This window comes from Paracoccus panacisoli, from assembly GCF_042435015.1.
GTDB lineage: Bacteria > Pseudomonadota > Alphaproteobacteria > Rhodobacterales > Rhodobacteraceae > Paracoccus > Paracoccus panacisoli.
The window spans coordinates 21,585-32,236 of record NZ_JBHMQU010000017.1 but is presented as its reverse complement, the minus strand read 5'-3'; the positions used below and the strand labels follow the sequence as shown (position 1 = coordinate 32,236).

8 protein-coding genes are annotated in these 10,652 nt (G+C 72.5%); 3 read left to right on the top strand and 5 right to left on the bottom strand.

The annotated features are described in order from the left end of the window. The 3 genes from ACFHYO_RS04895 to ACFHYO_RS04885 all read left to right on the top strand — a co-directional run. The coding region (locus tag ACFHYO_RS04895; protein WP_394318775.1) for a sensor histidine kinase at positions 1–1,040 on the top strand (1,040 nt) is incomplete at its 5' end. Next, positions 1,037–1,402: a response regulator transcription factor gene (locus ACFHYO_RS04890; RefSeq protein ID WP_394318773.1), complete on the top strand. Its 366-nt coding sequence runs from the start codon at positions 1,037–1,039 to the stop codon at positions 1,400–1,402. The genes ACFHYO_RS04895 and ACFHYO_RS04890, both read left to right, overlap by 4 nt. After that, complete coding sequence (locus tag ACFHYO_RS04885) at positions 1,399–3,600, top strand: 3'-5' exonuclease (RefSeq protein ID WP_394318771.1); 2,202 nt, start codon at positions 1,399–1,401, stop codon at positions 3,598–3,600. The genes ACFHYO_RS04890 and ACFHYO_RS04885 overlap by 4 nt, the downstream gene beginning before the upstream one ends. Before the next feature lie 3 nt (positions 3,601–3,603). Here the strand turns inward: ACFHYO_RS04885 and ACFHYO_RS04880 are convergent, their stop codons facing one another. From ACFHYO_RS04880 to ACFHYO_RS04860, 5 genes are all read right to left on the bottom strand, one after another. Next, complete coding sequence (locus ACFHYO_RS04880) at positions 3,604–4,188, bottom strand: hypothetical protein (RefSeq protein WP_244961085.1); 585 nt, start codon at positions 4,186–4,188, stop codon at positions 3,604–3,606. A 43-nt stretch (positions 4,189–4,231) separates the two neighbouring features. Next, the gene (locus ACFHYO_RS04875) at positions 4,232–5,020 is read right to left on the bottom strand and encodes a TerB family tellurite resistance protein (protein WP_081969057.1); all 789 of its coding nucleotides are present in this window, start codon (positions 5,018–5,020) and stop codon (positions 4,232–4,234) included. A 71-nt stretch (positions 5,021–5,091) separates the two neighbouring features. Further along, positions 5,092–6,195, bottom strand: a complete 1,104-nt coding sequence (wecB, locus tag ACFHYO_RS04870; protein WP_394318769.1) for a non-hydrolyzing UDP-N-acetylglucosamine 2-epimerase — start codon at positions 6,193–6,195, stop codon at positions 5,092–5,094. Further along, positions 6,192–7,073 carry a hypothetical protein gene (locus ACFHYO_RS04865; RefSeq protein ID WP_394318767.1) on the bottom strand — a complete coding sequence of 294 codons (882 nt, stop codon included), beginning with the start codon at positions 7,071–7,073 and terminating at the stop codon, positions 6,192–6,194. The genes wecB and ACFHYO_RS04865 overlap by 4 nt, the downstream gene beginning before the upstream one ends. Before the next feature lie 3 nt (positions 7,074–7,076). Continuing rightward, complete coding sequence (locus ACFHYO_RS04860) at positions 7,077–10,613, bottom strand: glycosyltransferase (protein WP_394318765.1); 3,537 nt, start codon at positions 10,611–10,613, stop codon at positions 7,077–7,079. Between the last annotated feature and the right edge of the window lie 39 nt (positions 10,614–10,652).

Genomic DNA, 10,652 nt, shown 5'->3' with positions numbered 1-10,652 from the left:
GCCGCTGCCAGCGCTTCGACCTGCGCCGGATCGAGCCCGAGGTGATGCTGGCCCTTCTGCGCCGCATCGCGGGGGCCGAGGGCGCGGCGATCACCAGCATCGCCGACGCGGCGCTGGTCGAGCGGGTCGAGCAGCAGATCGCCGGCGCCATCGGCGCGGCCTCGGCCCGCGTCATGGTCGCCTCGGTCGCGCAGGAAGAGCCGCTGACCCCCGGCGACGTGCTGGAGATCCTCGACGAGGCCTCGCAGATTCGCGCCTACGCCCGCGCGCTCGAGCAGAAGTCGGTGACGCTCGAGGCGGCGACCGCCGAGCTGCGGGCGGCGAACGAGGCGCTGACCAGCCTCGACCGGATGAAGGACGACTTCATGTCCTCGGTCACGCATGAGCTGCGCACGCCGCTCACCTCGATCCGGGCGCTGGCCGAGCTGATGCTGGACGCCCCCGACATGGAGGACGCGCAGCGCGAGGAGTTCCTGCGCATCGTGGTCGGCGAATCGCAGCGGCTGAGCCGGCTGGTGAACCAGGTGCTGGACATGGCGAAGCTCGATTCGGGGCAGGCCGACTGGACCAGCGCCGACGTCGATCTGCCGGGGCTGGTCGCCGACGCGGTGCGGGCCACGGCCGAGCTGTTCCGCGCCCGGGGGATCGTCGTCGACCTCGAGCTGCCGCCGTCGATGCCCACGGTCCGCGCCGACCCGGACCGGCTGATGCAGGTGGTTATGAACCTGCTGTCGAACGCCGCCAAGTTCGCCCGCAGCCGGGTCACCGTGGCGGTCCGCCCCGGCCCCGACACGGTGCTGCTGCGCGTCACCGACGACGGCGAGGGGATCGCCGCCGAGGACCACGAGGCGGTGTTCGAGCGCTTCCGCCAGGTCGGCCCGGGCCAGGATCACCCCGGCGGGACCGGGCTCGGCCTGCCGATCAGCCGCCGCATCGTCGAGCATCTGGGCGGGGCGATGTATGTCGATTCGGCGCGGGGACAGGGGGCGACATTCCTGACCCGCCTGCCCTATGATGGCAAAAGGGGGGATGCGGGATGAGCCACAAGGTGCTGATCGCGGATGACGAACCGAACATCGTCATCTCGCTTGAATTCATGATGAAGCGCGCGGGCTATCAGGTCTCGGTCGCCCGCGACGGGGCCGAGGCGCTGGCCGCGATCCGCCGCGACCGCCCGGCGCTGGTGCTGCTGGACGGGATGATGCCGGCGCTCTCGGGCTTCGAGGTCTGCGAGGCGGTGCGCGCCGACCCCGAGATCGCCGCGACCCGCATCCTGATGCTGACCGCCAAGGGGCGCGAGACCGACATGGCGCGCGGCCTCGGCGCCGGGGCCGACGCCTACATGGTCAAGCCGTTCTCGACCCGCGAGCTGGTCGAGCGGGTCCGCGAGCTGATCGGATGAGGCCGACGCGGGGGCTGATCCTGACGCTGCTCGCGCCGGGGCTGGCGCTCGCCGCGTGGCTGGCGGTCGCGCTGCTGGCGGTGCGCCTCGTGACCGGCGGCAGCGGGATCGCGGTTGCGCCGGCGGTCGGGGGGCCGGTCGGCGCGGTGCTGCTGGCGCTGTGGCTCGCGGCACTGGCTGGGGGCGCGTGGGTGATGCGGCGGCTCTGGCAGGCCCATGTGCTCGACGCCGCGCGGCTCTTGAACGCGACCCGGATCGTCACCGCCGACCTCAGCGCGACCGAGCTGCGCTTTGTCCCCGACGGCGCCCCGGTGCTGCGCGCACTGGGAGAGGAGATCGGCCAGCTCGCCCGGCAGCGCGACGAGCTGCGGATGGACATGGCGCGGCTGGTGGACGAGGCGAGCCGATCGGTCTCGGACCAGCGCGACCAGCTCGCGGCGCTGATGGCCGAGCTGGACCACGCGGTCGTGGTCTGCACCCGCGAGGGGCGGGTGCTGCTCTACAACGCCCGCGCCCGGGCGCTGGCGGCGCGGCTTGCGCCCCGCGCGGTGGGGGCCGAGCCCGCGGCGCCGGGCGGCGTGCTGCTGGGGCTGGGGCGCAACATCCACGATTTCCTCGACCCGGCGGCGGTGGCGCACGCGCTCGAGACGGTCGAGGGGCGGATGGCCCGCGGGGTGGCCGCCGCTGCCGCCGGCGCGCAGTTCGTCACTGCGTCCGAGACCGGGCAGCTTCTGCGGGTGAGCCTTTCGCCCGTGCGCCCCACCGGGGCGGATGCGGCGGATGCGGCGCTCTCTGGCTATGTGCTGCTCATCGACGACATCACGCTGGACCAGCAGCAGCAGTCGCGGCGCGATGCAGCGCTCTTGAGCCTGACCGAGACGAGCCGGGCGGGGCTCGCCAACATGCAGGCCGCGCTCGAGATGCTCGACTATCCCGACCTCGAGCCCGAGGACCGGGCGCGGTTCCTGGCCGTGGTGCGCGACGAGGTGGGGGCGATGGGCGGCCGGGTCGCGGCGCTGGCCGAAGGCGGCATGGCCAACCTCGCCACCCGCTGGCCGCTGAGCGACATGCTGGGCGCCGACCTCGTCGCCGCGGCGGTGCGGCAGTTGGGCGAGGCGACGGGCACGCCGATCACCACGACGCCGGTCGAGGACGACCTGTGGCTCAGGATCGACAGCTTCGGCCTGATCCGGGCGCTGGCGCATCTGGCCGCCGAGATCCGCGAGATGGTCGTGGACCCCGTGCTGTGGCTGCGGCTGACCCGCACCGGACCGCGGGCGCATCTCGACCTCGGCTGGGTCGCCCGCCCCGGCGCGCCCGCCGCCGACCCCGCGCGGCTGACCGCGCTGCCGACGCAGGAGATGCGGGCCGGCGGGCAGGGCACCGGCGTCTCGGTCCGCGAGGTCGTGGACCGGCACGGCGGCGAGGTCTGGCTCGACCGCGGGCGCGGCATCGACGGGGAAAGCGGGCAGCCGTTCTTCCGGTTGCTTTTGCCGCTCGCCGCGGTGGACGTGGCCGCGCCCGAGGCGCAGATCGGCAGCCGGCCCGAGTTCTACGACTTCGACCTGTTCACCGCGGGCGCGGGCACGGCGGCCGACGAACAGCCGCTCTCCGCCCTCAGCTTCACCGTCTTCGACTGCGAGACGACCGGCCTCGATCCCGCGGGCGGCGACGAGATCATCCAGATCGGCGCGGTCCGCATCCTCAACTCGCGCATCCTCAAGGGCGAGACGATCGACCAGCTCGTGGACCCGCAGCGCTCGATCCCCGAGGCGGGCATCCCGATCCACCACATCCACCCGCACATGGTCCGCGGGATGCCGACCATCGGGCAGGTGCTGCCGGTGTTTCACCGCTTCGCTGCGGGCAGCGTGCTGGTCGGCCACAACGTCGCCTTCGACATGAGGTTTTTGAAACTCAAGGAAACCGCGACCGGCTGCGTCTTCGATCACCCGGTGCTCGACACGCTGCTGCTGTCGTCCATCGTACACCCGGCGGGCGAGAGCCACAGCCTCGAAGCGATTGCCGACCGGTTGGGCATCACCATCGGCGGCCGGCACACGGCGCTGGGGGATGCGCTGGCGACGGCCGAGGTCTTTGCCCGGCTGATCCCGCTGCTTTCACGGCAGGGAATCGAGACGCTGGGGCAGGCGCGCGAGGCGGCGAGCAAGTCGCAGTTCGCGCGGCTGAAGTACTAGCGCTCAGAGATCGACGGTCGAGCCAGCCGGCGGAGTCATGAGCGGGGTGCCATCGCCGGGCGCGGGCGGGGCTGCGCCACCCTGCTCGGGCGTCTGACCGCGCTCGAGCAGTTGCGGCAGCTCGGTCAGCGGCGGGGGCGGCGGCGCGTCGGCCTTGCGGCGGATCAGGATGTCGCCGTTCGGCTGGCGCTCGGGCGGCATCTCGTAATTCTGGATGTCGTCGATCAGCCCGCCCAGCTCCTCGAACATCGGCGAATATTCCTCGACCAGCCCGCCCATGTCGCGGGCCAGCCCCTCGAGATGCGGCTGGGCGCGGCTGAAGATGTTCTCCATCAGCTCATCGAGCGGCGAGGGCGCAGGTGCCGCCCCGCCGGGGGCGGCGTCGTCGGCGCGCGGCATCTCGAACGGGGTGGAAGGCGTCGGCGCGGGTGTCACCTGAGGGGTCTGCGGGGTCGCCGGCGCCGGGGTCTGGGCGGGCGCCGGGGCGGCGGCGAGCGTGGCCGCCAGCAGGGCGGCGAAACCGAGCGAGGCTGACGCGAGACGCGCGGCAGATGGGAGGGTCACGGCCCGGGTCTGGAAACGAAGCATCGGTGAGCCTTTCCTAGCGCTGCGGCGCGGACGCCGCCTTGCGTCAGAAACCGGCCCCGCCCCCCGCGGGTTCCCCGCCGCGCTGCGGGGGCGCGAAGCGGGCGCGGTAGCTGGCCCAGGCCGCGTTGATCGCGCGGGTGCGCGTCTCGGCCAGCCGCACCGCCTCGGGCGGCAGGCCGTGGGCCAGCGCCCGGTCGGGATGATTCTCGCGGATCAGCGCGCGGTAGCGGGCCCGCGCCTCGTCCAGCGGCGTGCCGTTGGGGATGCCCAGCACCTCGCAGGGCGGGCAGCCGCGCTGCGGCAGGCGGCTGGCGCGGATCGCCTCGACCACCGGCTCGGGGATGGCGAAGATGCCCGCCACGGTGTCGAGGAACCGTTCCTCGCCCGGGTGCAGGTTGGGGTGGTCGGCGGTGGCGATGACGTAGAGCCCGTCAAGCACATCGACCAGCACCGGGTCGCCGGGTGGAAACATCCCCGCGATCCGCGCGGCCCAGAGGTCGAAGCCCGCCACGTCCCGGCGCGCGAGGTCGAAGACGTGGGCGGCGTGGCGTTCCTCGGTCCGCGGGATCTTGAAGATGCGGCGGAAGGCCGCGACCTCCTCGCGCGCGACGCGGCCGTCGGCCTTGGCGAGCTTGGCGCCGAGCGCGATCACCGCGATGGTGAAGGCGACCGAGCGCTCGGGCGGGACGGCGGCGCGCGGGCGGCCGATCATCGCCGCCAGCCGGTCGCCGATGCGCTGCCAGAACCCCCGCGGCGCAGGCAGATGCGGCGCGCCGTCGGCGCGCCGGCCGGGGTCGCCGGCGGGGTGGGGGGTGTGGGTCAGCTCGTCCATCGGGGGCGAGGCTAGCCAAACCCTCGGCCCGGCGAAAGCGAAACCGGGAGGGTCCCGGCGGCACGTCTTCGTCAGACGAGGTCGCGCCGCAGGACCTCGACGATCCGCCCCGCGGCCTTGCCGTCGCCATAGGGCGAGATCCGCTGCGCCATCGCCGCATAGGCGGCGGGGTCGTCGAGCAGTTCCTGCGCCGCGGCCCGGATCGCGTCCGTCTGCGTGCCGACCAGCCGTGCGGCGCCCGCGGCCACCGCCTCGGGACGCTCGGTCGTCTCGCGCAGCACCAGCACCGGCTTGCCGAGGGCCGGGGCCTCTTCCTGCACCCCGCCCGAGTCCGACAGGATCAGCGTCGCGCGGTCCATCACCGCCACGAAGGCGGCGTAGTCCAGCGGCTCGCACAGGATCACCCGGTCCATGCCGCCGAAGCGGTCCTGCACCACGCCGCGGACGTTCGGGTTGTGGTGGACCGGCAGCACCATCTGCAGGTCGGGGTTGGCCGCCATCAGACCGGCCAGCGCGTCGCAGATCCGCCCGAGCGGGGCGCCGAAGTTCTCGCGCCGGTGCAGCGTCACGAGCAGAAGCCGCTTCGCCGGGTCGAGCGGCAACCCGCTGTCGGGCGCCAGCGCCACGGTGTGGTGCAGCGCGTCGATCACGGTGTTGCCGGTGACGTGGATCGCCTCGGGCCGGTAGCCCTCGGCCGCCAGCCGGTCGGCGGCGGTCCGGGTGGGCGCGAAGTGCCAGCGCGTCAGGTGGCTGGCGACGACGCGGTTCATCTCTTCGGGGAAGGGGTTGAGGATGTCCCCGGTCCGCAGCCCCGCCTCGACATGGCCGACCGGGATGCGGTCGTAGAACGCCGCGAGCGCGGTGGCGAGCACCGTGGTCGTGTCGCCCTGCACCAGCACCGCGTCGGGACGCTCGGCCGAAAGCACCCGCTCGAGCGCGATGAGCAGCCGCCCGGTCAGGCCGGTGAGGGTCTGGCCGGGCTGCATGATGTCGAGGTCGATGTCGGGAACGATGCCGAACAGCCCGAGCACCTGGTCGAGCATCTGCCGGTGCTGCGCGGTGGCGAGCACCCGGCAGTCGAGGTCGGGGTCGGACTTCAGCGCCTGGATCACCGGCGCCATCTTGATCGCCTCGGGGCGGGTGCCGACGGTCACCAGCACGGTCTTGCGGGTCAAGGCCGGTGGTCCTTCTCGATCAGCGCCACGGCGCGGTCGTAAAGCGCCATGTCCTGCGCGTTCGCGGCCTCGATCCGGCGGCGCAACGCCGGGGGCAGCGCGCCGAGCAGCGCCTCGACCCGCGCATCCGTCGTCTGGCCGTGGTCGTCGGTCACGTTCTTGCGGGTATCCTCGGGCAGCGCGAGCGGCAGGCCGAAGCCCGCGAGAATCTCGGCGAAGCGCGCCACGTCGGCCTCGAACGCCTCGGTGCGGCCCAGCAGCTCGACCCCGGCCAGCGTCCGCAGCGCGGTCGACAAATCGTAGCTCAGCCCCGCCGGGCCACGCCGCAGCAACGGGCGCGAGCGCGGCACGCCCGAGAAGAAGCGGGTCTGCGCGTTCGACACGTGGACGATCTCGGACGGCGTGGACAGGCAATGGTCGAGCCAGCCGGCGAAGTCGTGCTGGCGCGCCGCCTCGGCGGTGCTGGTGGTGTCGAGGCTGTCGGCCAGCTCGACATACTCCCCCCGCGCCTCGAGGACGCGCACCCGCTCCTCGCGCGGCAGATGCGCGAGCGGGGTGCCGTCGTCGGCGTCGGGACCCCGCTTGAAGCGGTAGATCGAGGCGATCCGCAGGAACGGGTTGCGGACGAAGATGGCGCTGAGGGGGCGGTAGTCGAGCGAACTCGGCGGCGGCAGGGTGATCTGGTGGGACGAGAACGCCACCGCCGCCGGACGACGCAGGATGATCCGGTCGAGCTGCTCCTGGTCGATCGAGAAGAACGGGTAGGGGCCGTCGAAGCTTTCGTGCCGGTCGCCGAAGTTGTGGCTCAGCACGTGGTCGAAGGACGTGCCCGCATTCTTGTAGATGTGGTAGTGCAGGATGATGGTGCGCTGGCTCATCGCCTATCCCCTGTCGAGCGTCGAGGCCGGCCGCCCCTCGCGGTAGCGGTGCGGCACCCAGGCCCCCCAGCGCGCCTCGTAAAGCGCCTTGTTGCGCTGGAACAGCGCCTGTTTCTCGCCCGAGGGCAGGGCGTCGAAGGTGGCCGACAGGTGGTGGTGGCAGAACGCATCCTCGGCCAGCCCGGTGGCGAGCCCGGCCTCATGGAAGGTCGCGCAGTGGTCGTCGTCCTCGAACATCCCGCGGCCGTAGATCTCGGGCAGCAGCCCCAGCCGGTCGAGATCGGCGCGGCGGAACATGGCGCAGAAATAGGCGCAGACGGCGATCGGCGTCCACTGGCCGCGATGCCCGGTGGCGAGGTCGCGGGCGGCGCGGGCCATCTGGTCCATGTCGGCGTAGGCGATCTCGATCCGCGCCTCGTTGCCGATGTTGTTGGTCATCGGCCCGACGATGCCCAGCTCGGGGTTGCGCTGCAGATGCCGGACCATCGCCAGCAGCGCGCCGGGGGCGAGGAAGGTGTCGTTGTTCAGAAGCAGCACGAATTCGCCGGTGGCGGCGCGGATGCCGGCGTTGTTACCGCGCGCAAAGCCCAGGTTCTCGCCGTTCTCGACCAGCCGGATGCGGTCGTCGGCGGCGGCGCGGTCGCGCAGGACGGCCAGAACCTCGGGCGTCGAGCCGTTGTCGACCAGCACCACCTCGAGGTTCGGATAGACCTCGCCGGTGCCGAGCATGGCGTGCAGCGCGGCCAGCGTCATGTCGGTGTCGGCGCCGTAATGCAGGACCACGACCGACAGCTTCGGCTCGCGCCCCATCTCGGCCAGCATGTCGGCGGCGCGGAAGCGCCAGTCGTTGTCGAGCGCGTATTGCCGCAGCCGGGCGCCGAAGTCCGGGTCGCGGGCGAGCGGCGCGGCGCGGCGGATCTGCTCGGCGAAGCCCTTCGCGTCCGAGGCGCGGAACACCAGATCGCCCGCCCGCGCCAGCTCGGGCAGCGGGGTCGAGACGGTCGGGCGCTTCACGGCCGAGTATTCGTAGAACTTGACCGGGTCGCAGGCCTTGATGATCGGCAGAAGCTGGAACGGGATGATCAGCACGTCCATCTGCCGGTGGAACGCGGGAACGTCGGCGTAGGGGATCTCGCCGTGCAGCGTCACGTTGGCCAGCGCGTCGAGCCGCATCGGCGCCTCGGCGGTGACCGCCCCGCAGAGGTGGATGTCGAAGTCGGGATTGTCCCGCGCCACCCGCTCGAGCAGGTCGGTGTCGAACCACTCGGCGATGGCGCCGACGTAGCCCACCCGGATCGTCCCCCGCCCCAGCCGGCCCTCGAGCCAGCGCGGCGCGGGCACCTCGTCGGGGTCGCGGGTGAAGTGGCTCACGTCGGTGCCGTTGCGCACCATCGCCACCCGGCGCGCGGCCCCGAACTTGTCGAAGAGATACTGCGAGCTGACGATCATCTTGTCGGCCCGCGCGATCGTGTCGAGCTCGGCCTCGAGGACATGGGCTTCGGTGTTCGAGAAGCCGCCGATGTCGTCCATGCAGTCGAAGGTGATCTGGTACTCGGGCGAGAGGTGCTTGGCGAGGTGCCACCAGTAGGGATGCTCGACCACCACATGGGCCACGGGCGTGCTGCCGACGGCATCGGCGAAGGCGTGGAAATGCCCGACCCAGGCCCGCGCCGCGTCGGGCGAGGGCACGCCGGTATAGGCGGCAAGGCCGCGCATCCCGCGATTGGGCAGCCTGACCACATGGACCCCGGGCGCGACCGCGCGCACCGTGCCCTCGCGCGGGTTCGTCTCCATCTCGAGGAAGAAGACGCGGTGCCCGGCGGCGGCCATCTCGGTCGCCAGATGCTGCGGGCGCTGGGTGCGGAAGTCCCAGTTGATGATCGAGAGGATGAAGATGTCGGGCTTGCCCGGGGCGCCCGGGGGGACCGCCGCGTAGGCTTGGGCCGGGGCGGCCTCGGACGGCAGCGGCACGAACGCGAGCCCGCGGGGGATCCCGCCCGGCACCGGCAGGCGGCGCTTGAGCCGTTCGACCAGCGCCCCGGGCATCGCCCGGCGCAGCGCCCGCCCGCCCACCGAATAGGCCCGGCGGTAAAGCGGCTTGAGGATCGTGCGGCGCTCGAGTTCAAGAAAGGCGCGGGTCTCGTTCAGCAGTTGATCCGAGGCGGCGATGTGGGCGCTGGCATGGGCGAGGCGGTCCTGCAGGTCCTCGATGACGGCCCAGCGGTCATCGGCCAGCGCGGTCATCTCGTCGCGCTGCGCCTCGGTCGCGGTCAGAAGTGCCTGCAGGTGGTCGCGTTGCGCCGCCATCGGGCCGATCAGCGCCAGCGCCTCGTCCCGCTGGGTTTCCGTTGCGGCGAGCCGCGCGGAGAAGGCGGCGACCGCCTCGTCACGCTGCGCTTCGGTGGCGGCCAGGCGCTGTGAGAATGCTGCGACCGCCTCGTCCCTCTGTGCCTCGGTGGCGGCGAGAAGCGCGCGGGCGTTGTCGCGCTCGACCGCGATCCCCCTGGCGTCACGGCGGCCGCTCTCGAAGGCATCGTCGATCGCGGCGATGGCTTCGTCGCGCTGGATCTCGGTCGCACGCAGCATCTGCGTGAGCGACGCGACCGCCTCGTCACGCTGCGCTTCGGTGGCAGCGACATGGAGCTGAAGTTCGGCGGTGCGGGCGTCGCGCTGCGCCAGCAATTCCGCGTCGGTGCGGTGGCGCGCGGCGTGCACCGCTTCGATCCCCCTCGCCCCGGCGGACAGGCGTTCGAATGTGGCTGAAAACGCGGCCAGAGCCGCCCGGTCGGGCACGCGGCCTACCTCGGCCGCCTCGCGCAGGAGGGCGAAGAGGTCGAGCGCCAGCGCCTCGACCGGGCCGTCGGCGGCAGCGGTGTCGCCGCGGCCATGGACCGCATCGGGCTGGAACGCCTCGGCCACGAGCGCGTGCGCGGTTTCGGGCACTGGCTGACCGATCAGCCGCGCGATGCGCTCGAGCGTTGCCTCGGGCGCCGTGGTCCAGTCGGGAAACACCACCAGTTCGCGCGGCAGCGTCTCGGTCGCGCTCAGCGCGCCCAGCGTGTAGCCGATCCACGAGTGCATCGCGGCATCAGCATCCATTCCGTCGCGACGGGCAAGCGAGTGAGCTGTCTCGCGCGGGTCGCGGACGGCGATCAGCGCGGCTGCATCGACCTCACGAACGCGCGCCCACTCGAGCCAGAGGGGAAAGGTCAGCGACAGCCGGGGGTCCTTGACCATCAGGCGGTCCGACGTGCCAAAGCTCTCAGCCAGCGCCGCGTCGATCCGCTCGAACAGCGCAGGGTCGCCGGAAGGAAGGTCCGGCGCGCCGATCCGTTGCCACACTGCGCCCGCCTCGGCGAGGATGGCGTCGTTCAGCGCGACAACCGCCTGCGGCTCGAAATGCCCGCGGGGATTGTCGGGCGCGGGGGCGCCCCGGTCGTCGGGCAATGCCAGCCCGAGCGCCCCGCAGCATTCGCCGAGGAATGACGTGCCGCTGCGGTGCATTCCGGCGACGAACAGGATGAAACGGGGTGAGGACAAGGGGCGCCGATCCGCTTGAGCGTTGCCGCGCGGGCTTAG

What these genes read in the sequence shown, in the direction of transcription:
- ACFHYO_RS04890 (WP_394318773.1), top strand. Translation starts at nt 1,037, where the DNA reads ATGAGCCACAAGGTGCTGATCGCGGATGACGAACCGAACATCGTCATC.
- ACFHYO_RS04885 (WP_394318771.1), top strand. Translation starts at nt 1,399, where the DNA reads ATGAGGCCGACGCGGGGGCTGATCCTGACGCTGCTCGCGCCGGGGCTG.
- ACFHYO_RS04880 (WP_244961085.1), bottom strand. Translation starts at nt 4,188, where the DNA reads ATGCTTCGTTTCCAGACCCGGGCCGTGACCCTCCCATCTGCCGCGCGT.
- ACFHYO_RS04875 (WP_081969057.1), bottom strand. Translation starts at nt 5,020, where the DNA reads ATGGACGAGCTGACCCACACCCCCCACCCCGCCGGCGACCCCGGCCGG.
- ACFHYO_RS04865 (WP_394318767.1), bottom strand. Translation starts at nt 7,073, where the DNA reads ATGAGCCAGCGCACCATCATCCTGCACTACCACATCTACAAGAATGCG.